At 35.9% G+C, this 22,167-nt stretch carries 25 protein-coding genes and 1 pseudogene; 13 read left to right on the top strand and 13 right to left on the bottom strand.

Features of this window, described 5'->3' with window-relative positions:
* The first annotated feature begins 1 nt into the window (after position 1).
* From menE to PYW32_RS06580, 6 genes are read left to right on the top strand one after another with little or no spacing between them, the layout of a single operon-like run.
* The gene (menE, locus tag PYW32_RS06605) at positions 2–1,411 is read left to right on the top strand and encodes an o-succinylbenzoate--CoA ligase (RefSeq protein ID WP_016175109.1); all 1,410 of its coding nucleotides are present in this window, start codon (positions 2–4) and stop codon (positions 1,409–1,411) included.
* A complete protein-coding gene (locus tag PYW32_RS06600; protein ID WP_016175110.1) occupies positions 1,392–2,750 on the top strand; it encodes an isochorismate synthase in 1,359 nt (452 codons plus the stop codon). Before menE ends, PYW32_RS06600 begins: the two co-directional genes overlap by 20 nt.
* Positions 2,725–4,419, top strand: a complete 1,695-nt coding sequence (gene menD / locus PYW32_RS06595) for a 2-succinyl-5-enolpyruvyl-6-hydroxy-3-cyclohexene-1-carboxylic-acid synthase (RefSeq protein WP_016175111.1) — start codon at positions 2,725–2,727, stop codon at positions 4,417–4,419. The genes PYW32_RS06600 and menD overlap by 26 nt, the downstream gene beginning before the upstream one ends.
* Positions 4,412–5,209: a 2-succinyl-6-hydroxy-2,4-cyclohexadiene-1-carboxylate synthase gene (gene menH, locus PYW32_RS06590; protein ID WP_016175112.1), complete on the top strand. Its 798-nt coding sequence runs from the start codon at positions 4,412–4,414 to the stop codon at positions 5,207–5,209. Before menD ends, menH begins: the two co-directional genes overlap by 8 nt.
* On the top strand, positions 5,206–6,315 hold the full coding sequence (gene menC, locus PYW32_RS06585; RefSeq protein WP_016175113.1) for an o-succinylbenzoate synthase: 1,110 nt from the start codon (positions 5,206–5,208) through the stop codon (positions 6,313–6,315). Before menH ends, menC begins: the two co-directional genes overlap by 4 nt.
* Positions 6,316–6,338: 23 nt before the next feature.
* Positions 6,339–6,713 carry a DUF1697 domain-containing protein gene (locus tag PYW32_RS06580; RefSeq protein WP_016175114.1) on the top strand — a complete coding sequence of 125 codons (375 nt, stop codon included), beginning with the start codon at positions 6,339–6,341 and terminating at the stop codon, positions 6,711–6,713.
* Between the two features lie 426 nt (positions 6,714–7,139).
* Here PYW32_RS06580 and PYW32_RS06575 read toward each other — a convergent pair whose 3' ends face one another.
* A complete protein-coding gene (locus PYW32_RS06575; RefSeq protein ID WP_016175115.1) occupies positions 7,140–8,459 on the bottom strand; it encodes an IS1380-like element IS1678 family transposase in 1,320 nt (439 codons plus the stop codon).
* A 219-nt stretch (positions 8,460–8,678) separates the two neighbouring features.
* Here PYW32_RS06575 and PYW32_RS06570 point away from each other — a divergent pair, with 219 nt between their 5' ends.
* From PYW32_RS06570 to PYW32_RS06550, 6 genes and pseudogenes are all read left to right on the top strand, one after another.
* Positions 8,679–9,020: a hypothetical protein gene (locus PYW32_RS06570; RefSeq protein ID WP_016175116.1), complete on the top strand. Its 342-nt coding sequence runs from the start codon at positions 8,679–8,681 to the stop codon at positions 9,018–9,020.
* A 293-nt stretch (positions 9,021–9,313) separates the two neighbouring features.
* On the top strand, positions 9,314–9,490 hold the full coding sequence (locus PYW32_RS06565; RefSeq protein ID WP_154649298.1) for a GNAT family N-acetyltransferase: 177 nt from the start codon (positions 9,314–9,316) through the stop codon (positions 9,488–9,490).
* Positions 9,491–9,784: 294 nt separating this feature from the next.
* Positions 9,785–10,336, top strand: coding sequence for a tyrosine-type recombinase/integrase (locus PYW32_RS06560; protein WP_016175117.1), 552 nt, complete (start codon positions 9,785–9,787; stop codon positions 10,334–10,336).
* Between the two features lie 175 nt (positions 10,337–10,511).
* Positions 10,512–10,655 (top strand): annotated as a pseudogene (locus tag PYW32_RS13375) (replication initiation factor domain-containing protein); the annotation flags it as partial.
* Between the two features lie 48 nt (positions 10,656–10,703).
* Entirely contained in the window at positions 10,704–10,880 is a 177-nt protein-coding gene (locus tag PYW32_RS06555; RefSeq protein ID WP_245558535.1) for a hypothetical protein, read from the top strand.
* A 476-nt stretch (positions 10,881–11,356) separates the two neighbouring features.
* Positions 11,357–12,244 (top strand): AraC family transcriptional regulator, encoded by an 888-nt coding sequence (locus PYW32_RS06550; protein ID WP_016175118.1) that lies wholly within the window; start codon positions 11,357–11,359, stop codon positions 12,242–12,244.
* A gap of 378 nt (positions 12,245–12,622) precedes the next feature.
* On the opposite strand, the gene PYW32_RS06545 is transcribed toward PYW32_RS06550, so the two are convergent.
* From PYW32_RS06545 to PYW32_RS06505, 9 genes are all read right to left on the bottom strand, one after another.
* Complete coding sequence (locus PYW32_RS06545) at positions 12,623–13,228, bottom strand: histidine phosphatase family protein (protein WP_016175119.1); 606 nt, start codon at positions 13,226–13,228, stop codon at positions 12,623–12,625.
* Between the two features lie 167 nt (positions 13,229–13,395).
* On the bottom strand, positions 13,396–13,539 hold the full coding sequence (locus PYW32_RS06540) for a putative holin-like toxin (RefSeq protein WP_016175120.1): 144 nt from the start codon (positions 13,537–13,539) through the stop codon (positions 13,396–13,398).
* A gap of 163 nt (positions 13,540–13,702) precedes the next feature.
* The gene (locus PYW32_RS06535) at positions 13,703–14,485 is read right to left on the bottom strand and encodes a GNAT family N-acetyltransferase (protein WP_016175121.1); all 783 of its coding nucleotides are present in this window, start codon (positions 14,483–14,485) and stop codon (positions 13,703–13,705) included.
* On the bottom strand, positions 14,485–14,865 hold the full coding sequence (locus PYW32_RS06530; protein WP_016175122.1) for an ACT domain-containing protein: 381 nt from the start codon (positions 14,863–14,865) through the stop codon (positions 14,485–14,487). Before PYW32_RS06530 ends, PYW32_RS06535 begins: the two co-directional genes overlap by 1 nt.
* Positions 14,866–15,636: an N-formylglutamate amidohydrolase gene (locus PYW32_RS06525; RefSeq protein ID WP_016175123.1), complete on the bottom strand. Its 771-nt coding sequence runs from the start codon at positions 15,634–15,636 to the stop codon at positions 14,866–14,868.
* Positions 15,637–15,678: 42 nt separating this feature from the next.
* Positions 15,679–16,560, bottom strand: coding sequence for a cation diffusion facilitator family transporter (locus PYW32_RS06520; protein WP_016175124.1), 882 nt, complete (start codon positions 16,558–16,560; stop codon positions 15,679–15,681).
* Positions 16,561–16,820: 260 nt separating this feature from the next.
* Positions 16,821–17,489: a type 1 glutamine amidotransferase gene (locus tag PYW32_RS06515; protein ID WP_016175125.1), complete on the bottom strand. Its 669-nt coding sequence runs from the start codon at positions 17,487–17,489 to the stop codon at positions 16,821–16,823.
* Positions 17,486–18,646 (bottom strand): aminotransferase class I/II-fold pyridoxal phosphate-dependent enzyme, encoded by a 1,161-nt coding sequence (locus tag PYW32_RS06510; RefSeq protein WP_016175126.1) that lies wholly within the window; start codon positions 18,644–18,646, stop codon positions 17,486–17,488. The genes PYW32_RS06515 and PYW32_RS06510 overlap by 4 nt, the downstream gene beginning before the upstream one ends.
* Complete coding sequence (locus tag PYW32_RS06505) at positions 18,643–19,140, bottom strand: Lrp/AsnC family transcriptional regulator (protein WP_016175127.1); 498 nt, start codon at positions 19,138–19,140, stop codon at positions 18,643–18,645. Before PYW32_RS06505 ends, PYW32_RS06510 begins: the two co-directional genes overlap by 4 nt.
* A gap of 115 nt (positions 19,141–19,255) precedes the next feature.
* Here PYW32_RS06505 and PYW32_RS06500 point away from each other — a divergent pair, with 115 nt between their 5' ends.
* Positions 19,256–20,626 (top strand): aminotransferase-like domain-containing protein, encoded by a 1,371-nt coding sequence (locus tag PYW32_RS06500; protein ID WP_016175128.1) that lies wholly within the window; start codon positions 19,256–19,258, stop codon positions 20,624–20,626.
* A 200-nt stretch (positions 20,627–20,826) separates the two neighbouring features.
* Here PYW32_RS06500 and PYW32_RS06495 read toward each other — a convergent pair whose 3' ends face one another.
* The 3 genes from PYW32_RS06495 to PYW32_RS06485 all read right to left on the bottom strand — a co-directional run bounded on the left by PYW32_RS06495 (position 20,827) and on the right by PYW32_RS06485 (position 22,142).
* Positions 20,827–21,159, bottom strand: a complete 333-nt coding sequence (locus tag PYW32_RS06495) for a hypothetical protein (RefSeq protein WP_016175130.1) — start codon at positions 21,157–21,159, stop codon at positions 20,827–20,829.
* Between the two features lie 148 nt (positions 21,160–21,307).
* Positions 21,308–21,526 carry a hypothetical protein gene (locus PYW32_RS06490; protein WP_016175131.1) on the bottom strand — a complete coding sequence of 73 codons (219 nt, stop codon included), beginning with the start codon at positions 21,524–21,526 and terminating at the stop codon, positions 21,308–21,310.
* A 187-nt stretch (positions 21,527–21,713) separates the two neighbouring features.
* Positions 21,714–22,142, bottom strand: coding sequence for a GNAT family N-acetyltransferase (locus PYW32_RS06485; protein WP_016175133.1), 429 nt, complete (start codon positions 22,140–22,142; stop codon positions 21,714–21,716).
* Positions 22,143–22,167 lie beyond the last annotated feature (25 nt).

Below are 22,167 nucleotides of genomic sequence, written 5' to 3'. Positions count from 1 at the left end.
AATGAGACCAAATAGTTGGTTACAGCGACAAGCGCAACTTTATCCGAAAAGACCAGCTTTTTATTGGAAAGATAAAAGCTGGTCTTTTCATGCATTAAATGAAGTTGTTCAAGCTTATGCGTATTATTTCCAGCAGCATCTTCCTAAAAATTGCTCACGTGTCGCAATTTTTAGTGGCAATTCTAAGGAGATGTATCTTACTATTTTAGCGCTATGGGAATTAGGTCTTGATGTCCAATTACTCAATACGCGTTTAACAAAAGCAGAACTGACTTTTCAACTCCAAGATGCGCAAACAACTGTCATGATTACGGAAGAACCCTTAAATATTGTGCATCAAATCGCTTTTCCTAAAGAATTGGCAAAGATTGCTCCTGAAAACTATCTGGATAACGGCTATCAATTAACGGACATTGCCTCTATTATGTATACGTCAGGGACAACCGGTAAACCAAAAGGTGTGCCACAAACCTTTGCCAATCATCAAGCCAGTGCGTTAGCAACGCAAGAAAATATGGCTATTACAGCGAATGATTGCTGGTTGTGTCCAACAGCACTGTATCATATTAGTGGATTGTCAGTGATGTTGCGTTCGTTAGTTTTAGGGATGAGTGTTCGTTTGTATGAAAAATACGATGCAAGCAAATTAGCAACAGATATTCTTGAAGGGCGAGGAACCATCGCATCTGTTGTAAGCAAAATGTTAATGGATCTTTTGCCGTTAATTCATCAACAACCATCTACTTTCCGTCATTTTTTATTAGGTGGCGGGCCAATTGCCAAAGCTGTTTTATACGAATGCGAGCAAAAAAACTTTTCAGTCATTCAGTCATTTGGAATGACTGAAACCTGTTCCCAAGTGATTGCTTTACCACCTGAAAAAGCCAGCGAAAAAATCGGTTCTGCCGGTTTACCGCTAAAAAATGTGGACTTAAAGATTGAACAGGGAGAGATTTTATTAAAGGGACCTAGCGTAGTTCAAACCTATTTAAATCAGCGCACTAGTTGGGATGAAGACGATTGGTTTCATACAGGTGATTTAGGGTATTTGGATGAAGATGGGTATTTATATATATTAAGTCGAATGAGTGAATTAATTATTTCTGGTGGTGAAAATATCTATCCTGCCGAAGTAGAACAAGCACTCATGCAACATCCACTAATTCAAGAGGCCGTTGTGGTTGGTCAGGAAGATTCAACTTGGGGACAAGTGCCGATTGCGTATTTACTGATTACTGATTCCTTACAACGTACAGAGATACAACCTTATTTGGCGAGTTTAGCAAAATACAAACAGCCAAAAGCCTATTTTATCGTTTCAGCTATTCCGAAAACAGCAAGTGGCAAACCATTAAAACGAAAATTTCTAACAGAAGAAAGAGTGAACTATATTGTGTACCAACTTACATGAACAACTGGCAACCATTCAAACAGAGTATATTAGTTATTCTTATCCAATTGCTTCGGTTGCTTTGAACGATTTATTTGCGAAAAGCGATGCGTATCAAGGGGAACGCTTCTTTTGGCAATCAGCCGATAAAAAAGTGGTCTTGCTAGGGTTAGGTCAGTTGGAAGTGTTGCAAGGGAAAACAACAGAAGAAATTCAAGCGTTTCAAACCTATTTTTTTGAACATTCGACGATTTTGCCAACAGAAGTCTACCAAGAACCGCTTTTATTTGGCGGATTTGCATTTGATTCGTCTGGCAAAACAGAATCTTTCTGGAATGAATTAGAAAAAGGTTATTTTCAAGTTCCTTTTATTTTGTTTAGTCAACAAGAAGAGCAATGTATCGTGACACTGACGGTACGCAATCAAGAACACGTTGAAACTGTCTTTCAACAGTTAGAAGAACAAGTCTGTGCACTGTTAACGTTGCCTCCTAGCGAACAGGCAACGCCTGCTCCTGACATTCAAGCAACTGAACTTGGGATTGATCCTTGGTTAACGTTGGTAGATGAAAGTGTTCAAGCAATTCAAGCGGGGGCGTTGAAAAAAGTTGTCTTAGCACGCCAAATGAAACTAAGTACGACAGGAAAATTCGATTCTGCGGTTATATTGAACCATCTCTTGGATCAACAACCTAACACATATGTCTTTGTCTTAGAAGGCGCGACAAGATGTTTTATTGGAGCCACACCCGAACGTTTAATTGAAGGTACTCCTGATTATTTTGCAACAGCAAGCGTAGCTGGTTCCATCAAACGTGGGACAACACTAGCAGAAGATGAACGATTGGGGCAATCGTTATTAAACGATGCTAAAAATTCGCATGAGCATGGGTTAGTCGTCAATCGAATTGAACAAGAACTCGCTCCTTTTATTGACGAACTAACTTTAGGTGCACGACGACTTTTAAAGAATCGTGATATTCAACATATTTATTTGCCTCTTTTTGGCAAACGGAAAAAGGGTACGCATTTATTACAATGTGTGCAAACACTGCATCCTACACCGGCATTAGGTGGGGAACCAAGAGAAGCGGCGATGCAATGGTTAGCCGAACATGAAGTTTCTGGCCGCGGCTTATACGGAGCACCGATTGGTTGGTTAAGTTTAAAAGAAGACATCGGTGAATTTGCGGTAGGCATTCGTTCAGGTGTCTTTAGTGAAGATGAAGGCTTGTTATATGCTGGTTGTGGTATTGTCGGCGAATCCATTGCTAAAGAAGAAGAAAAAGAAACGCGGATGAAATTTCAACCGATGTTGCGAGGAGTGAAAGGTATTGAATCATCAAAAAGTTATGACTAGTTATTTATTAGCATTTATCGAAGGGTTAAAAACAGCTGGGATTAAAAAAGTGGTTATTAGCCCTGGATCACGTTCCACCCCATTGTCTTTACTGCTACATCGCGACCAAGATATCACTTGTTTTATCGATGTTGATGAACGTTCGGCGGCATTCTTTGCATTAGGGTTAATCAAAGCGACCGATGAACCTGTTGCAATTGTCTGTACATCGGGAACAGCGGCGGCAAATTATTATCCAGCAATTTGTGAAGCGGAAGCAACCAATTTACCTTTAGTTGTTTTAACGACAGATCGTCCACCTGAATTACGGCAAGTCGGAGCACCACAAGCAATGGATCAACAACAATTATACGCAAGTCATGTTAAACGATTTGTAGAAATGACCGTCCCAGAAGCGAGTGATGAATTATTGCGTTATAGCCATTGGCAAGGGTTAACCAATAGCTTACATGCACAACAAGCACCGAAAGGACCCGTACATGTTAATTTCCCATTGCGTGAGCCATTATTGCCTGACTTGGCGATGAAAGCACCAAAATACACTTCTTCTACAATTGTGCCGAGTCAACGTAATGTAGACATCTCTTTGTTACGCCCATTGCTAGGTAAAAAAGGCCTCATTATTGTGGGAGAGCAACACGATATAAAGGAAGCACAACATTATTTGGCATTAGCAGAATGGTTAAATTGGCCTATTGTCGGAGATCCTTTAACTAATCTCGCAACCAGTCAATCATCAACGCATTATTTAAAACAAAGTGATTTGATTTTTAGTGAGACAACACTACAACCGGAAGTTATTTTACGTTTCGGGCGGTTACCTGTGACTAAAAATGTCTTGTTGTATCTAAAACGAGTGCATGCACCGACTATTTTAGTAGAATCAGCTTTCTCTTGGCAAGACCAGTTACAAACAACGAATTACTTTATCGAAGCAACGATTACTGAATTCCTACGGAGTATCCAGCAAGCAACCTTCACGAAGGTTGCGGATTCATGGATCACTGCTTGGCAACAAGAGCAAGAGCTTGCGACGAAAGTTTTAGCAGCCCAACCACTTTTAAAGGAATTCAATGAATCGGCAGCGACGGTTGCTTTAGTCAATCAATTGCATGATAGTCAGTTATTTGTGGCCAACAGCAATGCTATTCGTTTTGTTGATCGATTGACAGCTACTAATCCTAATCGTGTGACAATTCATGGGAATCGAGGCGTGAATGGGATAGACGGGTTACTTTCGACAACGGCTGGAATTGCGGCCAACCAAGCACAACCAACCTTTCTCTTAATTGGTGATTTAGCCTTATTCCACGATATGAATGGGTTACAGATGATGAAACAATACCAATTACCAATCACGATTGTTTTATTAAATAATAATGGAGGGGGCATTTTCTCTTTCTTATCACAACAAACATTGGCACCCGAAGATTTCACTCCGTTATTTGGCACTCCTTTAGATATGGACTTTCAGCATGTTGCTAAATTATACGGGGCGCAGTATCACCAACCAACGTCTTTAAAAGATTTTGAGGCATTGATTATTGCTGCACAACAACAACCTAGGTTTCAACTTATTGAAGTTCGTGGGACCCAAAAAGAACCAGTTGATTTATGGGAAACGATTTGTCAGGAGTATCAACTTGCATTAGGTGATACCCATGGTTGAGTATGCTTACCAATGGTTCACGCCATATAAGAAAGAGCAGCCCACAATTGTTTGCCTTCATGGATTTACGGGTACATCGAACACTTTTCAAACATTGAAATTTTCAGAAGCGTATAACTATCTAGGGATTGACTTAATTGGCCATGGGAAAACCAGTGTTTTTGTTCATCCTGATCATTACCAAATGACCAATGTCATTCGTGAACTACAAGCTTTGTTACAGCATTTAGCGATTACGTCTTATTATGTATTGGGGTATTCGATGGGAGGGCGTGTCGCATTAGCGTGGGGATTAACAGATGAGAATGTTAAAGGGATTATCTTGGAGAATGCTTCACCAGGTTTGGCTACCTTACCAGAACGAACAACACGGATTGACAAAGATAACCGATTGGCACAACGTTTATTAACAGAACCATTGGGAGATTTTATTGATTTCTGGCAAGCATTACCTTTATTTGATTCACAAAAGCAGTTATCACCAAAAATCCAAGCAAAAATTCGACAAGAACGAATGAGCCAACAGCCGTATGGTTTGGCGATGAGCTTGTTTATGATGGGAACTGGACAACAACCAAGTTATTGGAATCAATTAGAGACGACGATACCTTTGCTTTATATTACCGGTGAATGGGATCATAAGTTCCAAGAAATTGCGCGGAAAATGCACATAAAACAATCAGCGATGCACATTCATACTGTGCCGAATGCCGGTCATTGTGTCCATGTCGAACAACCAGATATGTTTTTACAACTTGTGGAGAATTGGTTAAAGGAGCAACTAGGATGAGAATCGTTGAAGTTAGACATGAACAACTACGTTTGCCATTGAAGTCGCCTTTTGTGACTAGTTACGGTGTATTAAAGGAAAAAGCCTTCGATTTGTATCTTTTAAGTGATGAACAAGGCAATCAAGGTATCGGGGAACTCGTCGCCTTTGAAGTACCGGATTATATCGAAGAAACATTAGCAAATTCGCGTCAGGTCATCCGTGACTTTTTACTACCATTGTTATCCGATAAAGAAATCAATCACCCCAGTGAAGTGTGGCAATTATTCCAAGGGATACAAGGCAACTATATGGCAAAATCAGCCATTGAAACAGCCGTCTGGGATTTGCATGCAAAACGTCATAATCGTTCACTGGTTACTTATTTTGAAGAGACCCGTCAAAAAATCCCAGTAGGCGTAAGCGTAGGGATACAACCAACCATTGCAGATCTCTTAGAAATTGTTCAAAACTATGTTGATCAGGGCTATCAACGTGTCAAAATAAAAATCGCGCCCACGAAGGATTACGAACCACTTGCAGCAGTAAGACAAAAATTTCCGGAGTTAGTCTTGATGGCAGATGCGAATTCTGCCTACTCTTGGGAAGACTTGGCGATGCTCGAAAGACTAGATACCTTACACTTAGCGATGATTGAACAGCCATTTCATCAACGAGATTTTGTACACCATCAACAATTACAACAACGATTACAAACACCCATTTGTTTAGATGAAAATATTCGTACGTTAGAAGACGTCCAAACTGCTTATGCATTAGGTAGTTGTCAGAGCATTAATTTGAAAATCCCTCGTGTAGGTGGAATTACAGAAGCTTTACGTATCCTTTCTTTTTGTAAAGAGAAGAAGATTATAGTTTGGCTTGGCGGAATGTTTGAATCTGGTGTTGGTCGTGCGCTGAATTTACAATTTGCCAGTCAACAAGTTTTCCAATTTCCAGGAGATATCTCAGGTTCCAATCGCTATTATGAGGCTGATATAGTAACCGAGCCTGCGCTAGTCATTGACGGTATGCTAGCTGTGCCACAAGGTTTAGGAATTGGTGTAGACTTAAATTGGAACAATATCAAACGTTATCGTACTTTTTCAGATAGACAAACTATATAATAGAAGAAAAAGGGGAGAGTGCGATGATTCATTTGGTCTTTTTAAGAGGGGTGATGCCTTCTGGAAAAAATAGAGTGCCTATGAAACAGTTACAAGAACTGCTTAGAGACAACAGCTATCCAGATGCACGAACATATCTTCACACCGGTAATATTATTTTGACAACTGAAAAAGAGGCTCACGAATTAGCAACACATATTCATATGCTGATTATTACTCAAATTGGTCCTGATTTAGGAATTATTATCCGTACACCGCAAGAAGTTCAGTCTTTGTTAGCGAATAATCCGTTTCAAAGACCTGGCGATGATTTAAAACGTGTCTTTTTCAGTATGTTAAGTCAGCAACCAACAGAAGAAGAAATTCGTATCATTCGAGCAAATTCATGTTGCTTATAAAACTGCGTATATGTATATACCAGGTAATTCAGCAAGAAGTAAATTGACTAATAATCTGCTGGAGAAGAGCTGGAAAATCGTAGCTACTACACGTAACTTTAATACCTTATCAAAAGTTTTAGCGATTGCGAAAGAATATGAAACGAATAATTAACCGAAGATAACATGATTTAACGTTCATTTGAATGAAAAATCATGTTATTTTTTTATTGACAGTTAGGTTCCTGAATAATTCATAGCTTTAATTCTTTGGCACATTTTATTGAAATATGTATCACTAATATCCCTATCAACTGATTTTGACTAAAAAGTTACTTCAAACATTCACTGTTCAAAAATATTGAGGAATAAATTTTGGGTGTAAGGCATTTTGAGCATACTTCTCCCTGGATAACTTCCCAGTAAAAAAATCGTTAGATTGTTGGATTAGATCCATTGACTGGCTCGCCTCAGGCGAGCCAAGACCCTGTAGAATTCATTCTGATACACATGATAACTAGATAATTTGAGATAGACTCGTCTACCCGTTTGGACTAATTTCCCAGCAACTTTCAGAAACTTCAATCGAATAGAATGAATGGTCATTCCCTTTTGGACTTCTTCAAAGCCAATCGTTCTTAAGAAGTTGACTAAGTTGTAAGCTATCAAGCTGAGCATCATTCGGACATGATTCTCCAAAAAGCGAGGACTGTCTGTTTTGTCAAAGTAAAAGCCAGCTTTCGCTTCTTTAATGAAGTTCTCCATTGTGCCACGTTTGGCATAGATAGAAAAGATGGTATCAGGAGAAACATTTTCTGATAGATTCGTCACGATAAATTCATGTCGAAAGAGTAGTTCGCCCGCTTCACGTGTTGAGCGTATACACACGCGACGACTTTGTGACCAGGATTGTGCTTGATAAGTGGTCGAGAAGTACTGAACTTCTCGTTCTTCCCACTTTTGATTATCGCCATAAAGTACTGATTTCTCAGCTATTTGACCTAGTCTACGATTATTCTTCAGTCGAATAACATAATGACTCTTTTTTGATTCACACGAATCATACACACCAGGTGTAGCGAACCCGCTGTCTCCACGAACCAAGATGTCAGTGTTTGGTAGAGAGTGATTATAGTGCTCTAATAAAGGTGTGAGAAACTCCTTTACGCCTTTTGATGTATATTGATTTCCTGAACGTAGTTCAGCTTTTAAGAAGTCACCAGTCAATCCGTCAAAAGCTACCAATGGATGGTAACCATAGGTTTGGTAGTGTGTATTATAATTCGTTTGTTCTTGGTGACCAAATGTATCTGAATGGGTCGAATCTAAATCAATGATTAATTCCGTATCATTACGGATGAGGCGTGCTTTATCGATAAGTTCTTGGTTCAAAGCTTGAAGTTCATGGATATTCTCCTCAGATAGTCGATCTAAAAATCGGGAAAGTGAAGATTGAGAAGCGAGTTCTTTCCTATCTAAAACAGCTTTAAACACAGGATCTTGTCTCAGGAGATTAGCTGCAGAATCAGCTGAGTAACCAGCAATTAATTGCATAATGAACTGCTCAAGTATGGATAAGTTGTCATGAGTAAAATACGCTCGTTCGTCTTCAATGTGAATGTGTTGCTTAGCCAGTTCAGAAAAACCAAAGATGTTCATCAGCTCTTTCACTAGGACGAGACCCGAATCACTCGATAATTGACCACCTGTATGAGAAATAGTGATATTTGAATTGAATTTTACTTGGTTTTTGTGTAAGCTAGTCATGAAAAGAACTCCTTTCTTTTGGTTGGTTTAGTCACTTTAACCATAGCAGAAAGGGGTTCTTTTTTCATCACTTAACGGGTGAAGATGAAAAAGTAATTGTAAGCTGCCGTGAGGCAGTTTCACATGGTTTTAATTAAAAGTATGAATTATTCAGGAGGTTATATAATGATAAAGTAACTACATTAAATCGTAATTATTACGATTTGTATTTTAGGAGGAATGAAAATAGTTTATCCGCCGCTCGTTGAACAAAGTGTGACATATCATTCTAACGAAGGTATCAGCAAAGCAGAGATGTATCGTTCGATGGTTGAAAAAGGAATTATCACAGAAAATGGCTTGCCTACACCATATACATTAGAGAATGGTTGGATTAAAGATTTTTACGAAGAAGAAAATCTTTCTTTTGAATCTTTTTTAGCAATGTATCCCATTTTCGAACAATATGACCAAGAATTATTTAAACTTGTTGATGGATTCTGGGAAATTCCGGTTACCTTAAAAAGAGAACTGTTGCAAGAGTTAGATTCTGGAAACTTTGATTATGATGAAAAAATATAAATAGAAGAGTATCTATCAGACCGTTAATCCAACGAACACGGCTGGATATCTATGACATTTTACCCAATGAATAAACAAGAGATGAAAATAAGGGAAGTCAAGTTACCTCAAGAAACCTTCGTAAAACGATTGCGCAACACAGATACCCAATTTACAATTGGTGCTTTTGAGAGCGGACAAAAAGTGTTGGAGAAAAAACAAAGCACAAAGGAAATATCGTTGCGGTGTATTGTAAACCGGAATTTCGGCAATTAAAAATTGCTACACGAATAATGGAAACTCTTATTGAATAAGTGAAAAAGATTAATGAAATAACCATATTAAATTTAAGTGTCGTTTCAAAAAATAAACGTGCAAAAATATTTTATGAATCTTTAGGATTTGTCGTTTATGGAATGGAACCACAAGCACTGTTTGATGGGCAAAACTATTTTGATGAATATGTTGCAATTGAAGTTGGATTAATTTAAATAAAAAGTACGCAAGCAGATGAGACTGTAATGTGCTTTTTTATTTGTGTGTTTTAAACTCATTTAGAGCATAACTACTTAGATAGGGAAATGAAAATTCCTTAAAATACGTTTCTAACACACGTTATTTTAATATGGTATTTACTTACTTGAAAGGATTCTTATTCACTATTTGTATCATTTTAATGAATAAGAATCCCTTATTTTAAAGGAATTCTACAAAACGTTTATTTTAATTCATTATTGTGTTAATATATTACTAAAATAGGGAATAGTTGATTTGGAGGGATTTTCATGCCATATAATGTAGAACCATTGCGGACAAAAATAGAAATTGATGATTTTTTATTTTGTTTAAGAAGAACTGCTAACCCAGAGCGAGATTCATTTCTTTTCCTACTAGGAATTAACACAGGGCTACGAATGTCAGACATTGTTAAGCTGCAAGTAAAAACAATTCGTTATTCAGTACGTCCAGTTATCATTGAACAAAAAACCGGAAAAAGAAAAATTCTTTATCTAGATAATATGCAAGAATTAATCGGAAGATACATCGAGGGTCGTAATGACGAAGATTATTTATTCCCATCTAAAAAAGGTGGACATTTAACTGTTAATGCTGTTTACAAGATATTTCAAGACGTTGCAAACACTTTAGATCGTGATGATATCGGTACACATACACTTAGAAAAACTTTTGGTTATCACTACTATAAGAAAACCAGAGATATTGCAACTTTAATGGAACTATTTAATCACAGCAGCGAACGTGTTACGAAAATGTATATCGGTATTAATGCTGACGAAATTGGCAACTCTCTAGAAGGATTTCATTTAGGATTTTAATATTCCGAAGTTTTAGTAGCACATAATCTAATTATGTAAATCAATATGTTATGTAAACAAATAATATATTTATCTTACAATAACTGATCTAATAAAGTAATATTGAACACAATTTATTTAATTATCTTAGTATGCTAAAATTGTAAAAATTTAGCAGTCTGTTAAATGGAAAAATTGTCCTTGGTGGGATAAATTCCTTGGTTCTGCTGAACGCATTAAATTAACCGCAATTCATCCGTTTCCAACAATTATCAGAAAAAAAGAATGGATTGACGCTCAAGTTGTATCAAGCCTTGCGACTGTTTATAAAGCTCTTGGTGAAGATGAAACATTTTTTGAATATCTTAAGATTCTTGGTAAATCTCGCATGTCTGAAGATCATGAAATGCTTGTTGAGGAATTTAAACAAAGTGACATTGGCAAAGAAATATTAAAAGACATGCGTAACTTTATAATTGACGAATCTAACAAAAAAGAAAATATCAGTTCATTTACTGAATTTTGGTATAATCATGAATTAAAAAATAACATTTTAGACAACTAAAAACTGTTAAATCAACGTTTCAAAGCTATATAGCATAGTTTCTTAGAAATATATGTCATTACAAGAGGGGGTTATACAGCAATAACTAAAACGCTGTTAGCCCGCTAAAACTTTGAATGTAACTTTGTATAATATATATTATGTAAACTAAAATATTTTAGTTTACAACATACTTAATTTTCATCACATTTTTCTCTTGATGCTATCTCCCTATCGGATTTTAAGTTTAAATTCACTATTTAATCGATTATCTGCTTTTTCTTTAGAGTTTAACTAAATTCTCAAGTGCCTCAACACATTGTCAGATTATCTCAAAATCATTTTTGGGATATGTTTTAATTGCAAGCATCATTCAAAAATAATTAATCATTGTTTTTCTCTGGGTTATTCAATGATATAATAATATCGTCAGAAATAACTGAAATATAGCAAATTATCTGCGTAATTATAATAAAATATCGTCAAAAGGTGCTCTTATGAATAAACAACACGAAAAGAATAAATATAACGATCCACACTTTCCCTTTGAAATCTATCGTACAGATATTACAGGAACTTTCCCTGAAGGACACGGATTTAACGATTTGCATTGGCATGAGGAACTACAATTTACTCTCATTAAATCAGGAGAAGTATGTATTCAAATTAATGGAGAAGAAATCGTCTTACAAGAAAATGATGGCATTTTTATCAATAGTGGTGTAATCCATCAAATGATTGCAATCGGTACAGGATCAAGTTACCATAGTATAACTTTTCCTCAATCATTTTTAGGTTTTTTCTCCAATAGTAGATTAGAAATAAATTATGTAAACCCATATACTGAGCAATTAGTCCTCCCTTATATAATTCTTACTTCTAATGTCACTTGGCAAAAAAATGCACTTACAAATTTGTGGGAGATTGAAAAAATTTATTTGGATACATCCGAACAAAAAGTTGCTTGGCAATATCAAATTGCTACATTGATCGTTCAGACTTGGCTAACTATTATTCAATCGCTTGAATTTATTACTAAAAAAGGAATTTCTCAAAAATCTTATTTACATTTCGAAAGAATTCAAACGATGCTGCGTTTTATTCACGAAAATTATGCTGAAAGTATTTCGTTAGCTGATATTGCCCAAAGTGCGAGTATCAGTAGTTCAGAATGCACACGTACATTCAAAAAATTTACCCATACAACTCCTTACAAATACTTAATAAACTATAGAATCAAACGTAGCTTAGATTTGTTGTTAATGGCTACCTCTCCTATTTCTGAAATAGCACTAAATGTAGGATTTAACCAAACAAGCCATTTTATCAAAGAATTTAAAAAGCAATTTGGTTATCCCCCAAAACAATACAAAGATTTTTATTAAAAAGTAAACTTCTTTATTAATGAGTGTGCTATACTCATTAATGGCAACTTGCCCTAAAAGGGGGTGTTGTCTTGTTTGAACAATTTATCATGTTAGTTGTTGCACCACTTTTTGTGGGCTTAGTCATTGAACTAGTGATGAGAAAGATGACAACTAAAAAGCAAGTTGCTTGCTACCCACACGCTCGGAATCGCAACGAGTGCATAAAAAACCCCAACCTATGCCAGTAGGCTGGGGTTTTGTGTTGCCTTGCAACAATTTATCATGTTTCGCATACTCATTATAACATGTTTCAAATATTGTACCAAGTCTTTGACACGTATGTTTAAGAAAAAAATCATTAAAAGTAGTAGATTTATTCTATTATTTTATCTGTAGCTAATCCATAACAAAAGACATATCACTTAATCTACGAATACTTTTCTTTTGTCCGTCATCATATAAAAACGACACGCCACCAGGTTCCCCATATAAATTTATTTTAGTTAAATCTTCAACGGATAATCCTAACCATATGGCATAAAAAATACTTAAACAATCCCCATGAGAAACTAAAACAATATTATTTTCATGAGATTCATTAATTGCTTTCACTAGAGGTGTTAATCGTTTCCATTTATCGCTACGAGATTCTGCTGTGGAAATTAAACGATCATAAACCGTCTTTTCAGGAGTTAGTCGTTCTTTAAACCATTCAACGGATTTACCCACGGCTTCTCCTAAATCTCTTTCGCGTAATTCAGGTTGTAATTGTAGAGATAGATCTAACTCTTTTGCTAAATATTCTGCTGTTTGGTATGCTCGTTTAAGATCAGAAGTATAGATTTTCCATTTTTCAGAATTGATTGTTTGGGCTAATCGATTCGCAAGACGTTGTGCTTGCTGATGCCCTCTTTCTGACAATTCCCAGTCGGTTAAAGAACCGATCATTCCATTATTATGATGAACAGATTCTGTATGTTGAATAGTAATAATTTTTTTCATGATTCCCTCCTTTTATCTCACATATTTTGCGTATTGCCTCTCTTTTTGTTATACTGTATATGTAAAAGAGGAGCTGCGCAAACAACTCCTCTAACAGCACCGTTTAAGACGGTGACCGAGTGTTCTTATTTTTTAGAAAATAATCGTCCTCTGGCTAAAGCTGACGGTTATTTTTTTTTGTCATTTTTCACTGCTGTTAGGATGCCAAAGATTATTGTTGCGATTAAAGAACCGAAACTAATCATTAGCCCTAATGCTTCAGCTACAGACAAAAGGCTTCTCCTTCCACAGATTTTAGTACTTACATACATAAGCACCACCACCTTTCAAAAGATAGCCACCGTCACAAACTTTACTGTTCGTTATATTGTAACATATTTTATTGGATGAACTATCATAAAGATATACCTATAGATATATTGGGAAATATTAGTAAGATAATCTCCATTTTATTAGCATCAATTTGATAGATGATCAATTTTTAGATATTGAATAATACAGCATTACATCGCCTTCTACAAAGCCACAAGATTGATAAAGTTTTAGTGCCTGTTCATTCATGGTATCTACTTGTAGAAACACTTTTTGCATACCATGTGCCACTAATTTTTCAATTGCCTGTGTTAGTAGTTCTCGACCATATCCTTGTCTACGGCAATCAGGAAAGATTTCTAAGCCATAAATCCCACCAACCTCAGTACCTAATTCTAAGCGAACTTGTCCAATCGCTGTATTATCTACTTTTCCAATGAAAAGATGTTCTTTTGAATCAATTTCTTCCAGTTTCAAACGATATTTCATCGTAGGCGTAAATACTGAAATATCTAAATACATATCATATTCTGCATGATGATACCTCGCCTTTTGTTCGATAAAATGAAGTCCAGCTTGCAAATCCTTGTGACAGAATAATAGCATTTCTTGGGCTGGCCGTTTATTAAATTCCTCTTGCACAAGATCATATAATTTGGAAAAAATTCCTTGATTTCGAAAATCTGGGTGAACCATACCAGTAACTTCTAAAACTTCTGCATCAAAGTCACAAATGCCAATATAACCAATCAATTCGTGGTCTACGTAATATAGAAATTCGTTTAAATTGTCGTCGGTATGAGCGTGGCTATTCTTTAATTTATAATCTAGTTCCAATTTGTACGTCCCCTTTTCATATTGACGACAAATCATTTCTAAACCATAAATGTCTTGATAAACTTGTTCATTCAGCGATTGTCTTAAAACAATTTGTGAGCTTCCCATTATTTACCTACTTCCTCTGTTATTTGGTAGTCATGTTGTATCAATACTTGTTTGGCTTTTTCAAAATCAGCTGTTTTAACCAAAATATAATCTGTATTAAATGTTGAAACTGCGAAAATACTAATTGAACACTCGGCTAAAATTGTTGCTAATTTAGCCAGAATCCCTACTAAACTAAAATCTAAAACGCCCTCGATTTTAAACACTTTCCAATGATCTTCACGATTTAATGTAGCTGCAGTAAGGTCTTTTGTAGGTAATACAACAGAAATTTCCTCTTCTGTTTTCCCAATAAAAAGTGGCGAAATTGATAAATCAATGTCCGAGAAATATCCTATTTGAATAACAGAAAACTCTTCTGGTAAGACAGTTAATAGCAATCAACTCAACTCCTTTAATAATTGTTGTGCAAGGTATTTCATTTTGTTTTGGCTTTCAGTAAAAAGAACTGGGTTAAATTGTCGGAGCTCTTCTTCACCGAACTCACGAGTATCAATATATTTATTGTAGCGAATGTCTAATTGTAATGTGGAAATATCGGGGTGTTTTCCATAATGTGTGGTAATATAGCCACTTTTGAATGGAACGTTATCCGACACAGTAAAACCCAATGCTTCAAGTTGTGTTGTTAACCACATTCGTTCTTCTTTAGAAGACGTTTGATCCTGTTGATTCCCTATCACAAAATCAGCAATATATGTCGCAAAGCTATGCAAATCAATCAGGTAAATATGTTTAAATGTTTCGAATTTTTTAGCGATTAATTTTTCAAGCTGACGGTGATAAGGATAATATGCCATAGTTAGACGCTCTTGTATCTCTATTTCAGTTAGTGGTTGGGCATATATCGGTGTACCAAATATGTTTGATTGATAGACAACATTGGTTTGATAAGTTCCGGAGTGTTCAAATGCGATATCTTCTCGATTAGGATCAGCAACATAGTGATTCATGTTATTTTGGATAACGGTAAACCCTAATTCCGATAAAAAATCATAAAATTCTCTTAAAAACCAATCTGTATTAGGAAGAAATATATTGGGTTGTAATAATTGCTTCATCCTATCAGGAATTGTCGTCCCACTATGAGGTAAACTAAAAATAACAGGATATTGGTTTAATTTGTCATGAAATATAGTTAGATTGTCCATTTTACACTTCCGTATCTTATATGTAAAAAAACAGTTAGTTTTTCAACTAAGCTGTTCGAATGGTTCAATATGAATATCTACATCAAATACATGAAACTCTTCGTATAAGATTGTTTCAATTTCATCGGCGATAGCATGACTTTTTTCAACCGTTAAATGACGATTTACTTTAATCACGATATCTAAAAATATATTGGCGCCATAATAGCGACCACGAATAGAAACTAACTCATCGACACCAGCGATTTTTTTGACTGCTGCGGAATACGCCGCAAGTAATTCTTCTTCAAAACCATCAGATAGAGAAAAGGCACTTTCTCTAAAAATATCAATTGCCGTTTTAAGGATTAGCCCGCCAACAACAACAGCTGTTAGATTATCCAACCACCCTAAATTAAAAGACGCAGCAAAAATGGCTACGGATGTCCCGATACTCGTCCAAGCATCGCTACGATTATCTTTCGCAGCAGCTAATAAAGCGGAACTTCGGACTTTTTCAGATAACTTTTTATTATAAAAATAAACGCCGTACATGATAACTGCAGAAATTACGCCGACAATGGCGGCACTACTGTCAGGACTCTGTATATCATGGTTTAACATGGCTTGAATCGAAGAATATAATACTTCTAAACCAATCAATAACATAATAAATGATGTAATCAAACTAGCTACATTTTCGGCTTTCCAATGGCCATAGGTATGGTCTTTATCTGCTGGTTTGCGAGCAATTCGTAATCCAATCAAAACAACAAGTGAAGCGATGATATCCGTAAAGTTATTTAAACCATCTGCGATGAGCGCTTTGGAATTGGCGAGATTACCGACAACTAGTTTTAGGACAGTGACAAAAATATAAGCAACGATGCTAAGAATAGCACCCGTTTCGGCTTTTTTGAGGTCTTGCTGTCGATCTTTGTGCATGATTATTCCTCCCTAAATGTGAGTGTTCTTATCATACAAAAAATTCACTGAAAAAAGTTGAAAATTTGAGAAATGTAATGTTTTTGGTAGTATATAAAACCGAGGTTTCAGTATACCAAAAATCAGAATCAGTAGGCCTTAGAAATAACTTTTATTTCTTTTATTATATACTAATTCAACCAATTATTCTGTTTTAGGCGGCTCTTCTTTTTAAAGGAAAGCAAGAAAAGCTGTATATTGCCTTTCCTATTTCTCTTTGGTTATTTCGTAATGAAATCTAATAAATGAAACATAACGTTTCTATTCTCAGGAGGAATCGCCATTTGTAGAATTTCTTCAGGAGATTGTTGCAAGGCATTATGATGACGTGCATATTCAGCATCATTAATAACAATTTCTCGAATATCTTCAGCTTCAGGCTCAAAATGGAATTGTAGACCTAGGATATTTCCATTCAAAATAAATCCTTGATTTTTTACAAGGTCACTACTGAATAGTCGTTCGGCTTCGCGAGGAATTTCAAACATTTCTTCGTGCCAATGTAATGCCATTAATTGGGGTGGAACCCCTGGAATAACTGTTGATTGAAGATACACTGGTGCCCAACCAACTTCTTTGTACGGTGCTTTTGTAACCGCATAACCGAGTGTTTTAGCTATCTGTTGTGCCCCATAGCAGGTGCCAAAAATGGGTTTTCCTTGTTCCATTAATGTTTGAATTAATTGCCGCTCTTTCATAATCCATGCAAAAGAATCATTAGGGCTCATTGGACCACCTAAAACAACTAAAAAATCAGTTTCTTCAGCAGTAGGTAGTACGCCAAATTGGTAAGGATGGTAGATATATAAGTCATGATGATTTTGTTGCGCCCAACGTTTGATTGTTCCGGGTCCTTCATTCGGTGTATGTTGTAAGACATTGATTCTCATGTGACTCTCTCCTTTAAAAATTTTTCTAAACGAACCAGCGCTTTTTCTAAATCGGTCAATGAATAGGCAAATGAACAGCGTATATGCCCTTCCCCACTTTGGCCAAAGACATTTCCTGGGATAACAGCTAAGCGATTGTGAATGAGTAGCTCTTCGCAGAATATTTCTGAGGTCATTCCCGTTTCCTGAATCGATGGGAAGGCATAGAATGCGCCTTCTGGGAGTGCACAAGTTAAACCTAATTCGTTGAGTGATTTCACTAAATAATCACGTCGTTGTTTGTATTTCTCTTTCATATAGATAACGTAATCTTGCGATGATTTTAATGCTTCAATAGCCGCATATTGAGCGATGGTAGGTGCACTCATCATGGTATATTGTTGAATTTTCAATAGGACCTCACTAATTTCCTGTGGTGCGCAAATATATCCTAAACGCCATCCTGTCATAGAGAAACCTTTTGAAAATCCTGAAATGACTAAACATCGTTGTTTCATATGCTGTAGTTGTGATAGCGATGTAAAATCACGATCATAAATCAAATCAGAATAAATTTCATCTAACACAGCCAATAAATCGTATTTTTCCAGAATATTTGCCAACGCCTCTAATTCTTCTTGGTTTAGCGTGATTCCTGTTGGATTATTAGGAGAACAAAGTAAAATTGCTTTCGTTTTGTCTGTCACTTGTTTCTCAATGGCGGGAATATCAATTCTTAACGTTAATGGATTAGCTGGAACGACAACAGGCACACCTCCTGCTAATTCAATCAATGGTTTATACGCTACATAGGTGGGCTCAATCATTAAGATTTCATCGTTTGGATTAATAATACTGCGAAGTGTCATATCTAACGCTTGGCTTGAACCACTTGTCACAATGATTTCATTAGCTGGGTGATAACGAACGGCTGATTTCTGATAGATACGTGCAGCAATCAATTCTCGTAATTCTTCTAAACCAGCATTAGGGGTGTATGCTGTTCGTCCTTCTTGTAATTTAGCAATTGCTTCATCACGTACATTTTGAGCTGTTTTAAAATCTGGCTCACCAACGCCTAATGAAATCACATCGTCCATTTCATTTGCAAGTGAGAAAAAGCGACGAATACCTGAAGGCTCGATTGCCATAGCCGTATGTGATAACTTTTCATTCATAAACTCACCTTCATTCGTGAATCATTTTCTTCATCGATAAACAATGTTTGCTCATGCTTGTAACGTTTCATAATAAAATTTGTCGCTGTTTCTTGGACAGATGCTAAACTTGCAAAACGAGAAACAAGATGAGAAATGTCATCCATAGACGACGTTTGGACCATGACAGATAAATCATACACACCTGAAATCAAATAAACGGACTGGACTTGTTCAAAATGGCTAATTTCTTCTGCTAATTCATCAAAACCAAACGTCGCTTTAGGAATTGTTTTTAAATCAATTCTAGCCAAGATTCGTTTTTCATTGGAAATTGCTGCCCAATTGATGACAAAATTCTGTTGAAATAAAATTTTATTAGCGATTAAGGCGTCTAAAGCTTGCTGAATAACTTCTTTAGGTTCATTAGTAATTTTGGTAAGCATGTCTAAATGAATATGTGGGTTGTTTTCGATGATGCGTAATAGTGTTAACTCCAACTGTTTGACTTCCATTGTATCCCTCTTTTCTCGATTGTATCTGTACAGATAGGCACATAATAGCTATAATTTGTGTAATTGTAAATGACTTTTTTGGTCATCTGTACCCATACAGAAGGAGTTAATTCTTATGTTATACAAGGAAATTGAAGGCATTTTAGCAAATAAAATCGGAACAAGGACATGGTCATCTGGCGATAAAATTTCTTCCATCCGTCAACTATCCAATGAATTCAATTGTAGTAAAAACACGATTATCAAAGCATTATCCGAATTAGAAAAGCAACATCTCATTTACTCTGTACCTAAGCAAGGATTTTTTGTTGCGACATCTTCTGCAGCAGCAACACCAACTGATTGTATGATTGATTTTTTATCAGCAGAACCCGATAATGCCACCGTGCAAATGACCAATTTGCATCATTGCGCCGAACAAGTGCTTAGTAAATCACCAGATTATTTTCTATCGTACGGCAATCAATCTGGTTTAGAACGCTTAAAAGAACAATTAATCCCCTATCTTCAAGATAATCAAGTATTTACGAGTCCGGAACGTTTGGTCATCACAACGGGCTCACAACAAGCAATTGATATTTTAATGAATATGCCCTTTCCAAATAAAAGAGAGAAAATTTTAGTGGAACAACCCACGTATTTTGGTGCGTTAAATTCTGCTAAAATCTCTGGTAAAGATATCTTAGGAATCACCATTGCAGATGAGCAAATTGATTTGAATCGTTTAGAGTATATTTTTAAAAATAATGAGATTAAATTATTTTATATCATCCCTCGTTTTCACAATCCTTTAGGCCATTCCTATACGAATGAACTCAAGCAGGCCATTGTTGCTTTAGCGGATAAATATGATGTATATATCGTAGAAGATGATTATTTGGGCGATTTAGAACAAAACGCTAAAGCTGATCCGATGTTTTCTTATAATCCTACTGGAAGAGTGATTTATTTAAAAAGTTTTTCTAAAATTTTTTTACCGGGATTACGCTTAGCCGTCACTGTTTTACCACAATCACTCATGCCTACCTTTTTAGAATATAAATTTTGTCGAGACTTTTCGACGCCGCTGTTTTCACAAGAAATACTCGCAACCTTTATTGAAAATGGCATGTTTGAAAAACATTTAAAGTCCTTGAAAGATATTTATGCTTTAAAAATGCACCAAGCGAAAAAAAGCTGCCAAAAATATTTACCAGCAAATGTTACCTATTCGATTCCTAATACTGGTTTTTATTTTTCATTGCAACTACCTGAAAATGTTCATTCTCAAGAGTTAACAGCCACTTTAAAATTGAAAAATATTCTGGTGGATGATATTTCTCGCATGTTTTTGCCTCATATCTCGAATAAAAATATGATTCGCTTGAGTATTTCAAGAACACAATTAACAGACATTGATTATGGTATTGCCCAAATAGCCCAAACAATTGTCTCCTTGCAACAGAAAAAAAGTTCTATTTTTAAAGATTCACAACTATATATTTAAAAATAAGGCTTGGATTATCAATGTCTGAGCCTTTTTTATCGTTTGTTCATAAAGGAAAGATATTGCTAGGAAATGTTTTCTTGAAAATTTTATCTAATATGGCGGGCAGTTTTTTTATTAATTATTTAAAATGCAATAATAGTGGGAAAATCGATTATAAAAAATAGTCCTCCATCGTTACGAAAATGGAGGACTATTGATTAGTCTAATGTTTCTTTTAAAGGGATTGCTTCTGCAACGTCTTCTAGGCGTTCTTTTTCTTTCTTTTTGTTCTTCTCTAATTGTTTATCGTATTCGTCTTGTAAGGCTAACAATCGACTATACACGGTATTCATACTCCGGCTAGATGCTAAGGATAAGGAATGAATAAATGAAACAGGCAATGATTCAATCCGACGGTCGCGATGAATCCACGATGCAACAGTTGATTGTTTAAATCCATACAGTTCACATAAACGGTCTAAAGAAACTCCTAAATCGCGGATGACAAAAACATTAATTGGGTGTGGATATACGTAAGTGTTGATAGTCATAGTTGGAGCGCCTCCTCTTTTTACTTATCGCGAATGCAATAATAGTTCTAGGTTTATCATAGCACCCTTTTTATAGAAATACTAGTTTTTAAACCAAATAAAAAGGAATGAACGACGCTTGTCAATCCATCCCTTTTAAGTCATGCGATTAAATATGTTCAACAATTTGGTACTCCTCACGATCTGTTAATTGATCGAAGTCTGTTTGATTGAATAGCATGTATTCTGCCCCATTCTTCTTTTGTACAATAACCAATTTTTCATTCAGCCCACGATACTTCTCAATTTGCGCAGTTTCATATAGATTCTTTAAATCAACAGTTGAAGAAATCGCATTTCCTTTATTGAAAAAAACAGATTCTTCCATTGCCACTCTCCCCCTTTTTTTAAGTAAAGAATGTTACATACAGAATATATCCGACAACTAAAAAACCAATCATAAAGCGATTAAGATTTGCACCTACATCAAAAATCGGACTTGGCTTGTGCTCTTGTTTCTTCATCCCCTTCTCCTCCATCCTATCACAGTTCCTTTATAAAATAATTATAGCATATTATTCTAATTTCATTTCGACATGAGGGGTTCCTTCAAAAATAAACGCTGCTCCGATTGTTTCAAAACCAAATTTTTCATAAAATGGCACAACCTGTTCTTGTGATTCTATGATAATTGGCTGGTTTGGAAAATGATTGTGACATGTCGCTAAAATATGATTCATTAACGCCTTTCCTTGTCCGGTACCACGTAACGATTCTTTAATCACAACTCTGCCAAACGTGACATGATCATCTAGCTGAAATACACGTGCATAAGCTTCTACACCATGTTCTGTTTGATAAAAAATATGATATGCCACTTCGTCATAGTCATCTACCTCATGATAAATACGTGTTTGTTCTACCACGAATGTATCGATTCTTAAGCGTAGGACCCCTAATAATTCTCGACTAGATAATTCTTCTAATAATTTTACTTTCCACATAGTAGTTCCTCTTTTCTAATGAATC

Source organism: Enterococcus saccharolyticus subsp. saccharolyticus (assembly GCF_029023825.1).
GTDB lineage: Bacteria > Bacillota > Bacilli > Lactobacillales > Enterococcaceae > Enterococcus_F > Enterococcus_F saccharolyticus.
Note: the sequence above shows the minus strand (reverse complement) of the source record. Positions and strands in the feature narration are given on the sequence as shown.

Excerpts from the sequence above, each read along its gene's own strand:
- PYW32_RS06560 (WP_016175117.1), top strand. The coding sequence starts at position 9,785 with ATGCCATATAATGTAGAACCATTGCGGACAAAAATAGAAATTGATGAT.
- menE (WP_016175109.1), top strand. The coding sequence starts at position 2 with ATGAGACCAAATAGTTGGTTACAGCGACAAGCGCAACTTTATCCGAAA.
- PYW32_RS06540 (WP_016175120.1), bottom strand. The coding sequence starts at position 13,539 with ATGTATGTAAGTACTAAAATCTGTGGAAGGAGAAGCCTTTTGTCTGTA.
- PYW32_RS06505 (WP_016175127.1), bottom strand. The coding sequence starts at position 19,140 with ATGGAAGTCAAACAGTTGGAGTTAACACTATTACGCATCATCGAAAAC.
- PYW32_RS06520 (WP_016175124.1), bottom strand. The coding sequence starts at position 16,560 with ATGCACAAAGATCGACAGCAAGACCTCAAAAAAGCCGAAACGGGTGCT.
- PYW32_RS06490 (WP_016175131.1), bottom strand. The coding sequence starts at position 21,526 with ATGGAAGAATCTGTTTTTTTCAATAAAGGAAATGCGATTTCTTCAACT.
- PYW32_RS06485 (WP_016175133.1), bottom strand. The coding sequence starts at position 22,142 with ATGTGGAAAGTAAAATTATTAGAAGAATTATCTAGTCGAGAATTATTA.
- PYW32_RS06570 (WP_016175116.1), top strand. The coding sequence starts at position 8,679 with ATGAAAATAGTTTATCCGCCGCTCGTTGAACAAAGTGTGACATATCAT.
- PYW32_RS06555 (WP_245558535.1), top strand. The coding sequence starts at position 10,704 with ATGTCTGAAGATCATGAAATGCTTGTTGAGGAATTTAAACAAAGTGAC.
- PYW32_RS06510 (WP_016175126.1), bottom strand. The coding sequence starts at position 18,646 with ATGAATGAAAAGTTATCACATACGGCTATGGCAATCGAGCCTTCAGGT.
- PYW32_RS06580 (WP_016175114.1), top strand. The coding sequence starts at position 6,339 with ATGATTCATTTGGTCTTTTTAAGAGGGGTGATGCCTTCTGGAAAAAAT.
- PYW32_RS06495 (WP_016175130.1), bottom strand. The coding sequence starts at position 21,159 with ATGACTATCAACACTTACGTATATCCACACCCAATTAATGTTTTTGTC.
- menH (WP_016175112.1), top strand. The coding sequence starts at position 4,412 with ATGGTTGAGTATGCTTACCAATGGTTCACGCCATATAAGAAAGAGCAG.
- PYW32_RS06515 (WP_016175125.1), bottom strand. The coding sequence starts at position 17,489 with ATGAGAATCAATGTCTTACAACATACACCGAATGAAGGACCCGGAACA.
- PYW32_RS06575 (WP_016175115.1), bottom strand. The coding sequence starts at position 8,459 with ATGACTAGCTTACACAAAAACCAAGTAAAATTCAATTCAAATATCACT.
- PYW32_RS06500 (WP_016175128.1), top strand. The coding sequence starts at position 19,256 with ATGTTATACAAGGAAATTGAAGGCATTTTAGCAAATAAAATCGGAACA.
- PYW32_RS06525 (WP_016175123.1), bottom strand. The coding sequence starts at position 15,636 with ATGGACAATCTAACTATATTTCATGACAAATTAAACCAATATCCTGTT.
- PYW32_RS06550 (WP_016175118.1), top strand. The coding sequence starts at position 11,357 with ATGAATAAACAACACGAAAAGAATAAATATAACGATCCACACTTTCCC.
- menC (WP_016175113.1), top strand. The coding sequence starts at position 5,206 with ATGAGAATCGTTGAAGTTAGACATGAACAACTACGTTTGCCATTGAAG.
- PYW32_RS06535 (WP_016175121.1), bottom strand. The coding sequence starts at position 14,485 with ATGGGAAGCTCACAAATTGTTTTAAGACAATCGCTGAATGAACAAGTT.
- PYW32_RS06545 (WP_016175119.1), bottom strand. The coding sequence starts at position 13,228 with ATGAAAAAAATTATTACTATTCAACATACAGAATCTGTTCATCATAAT.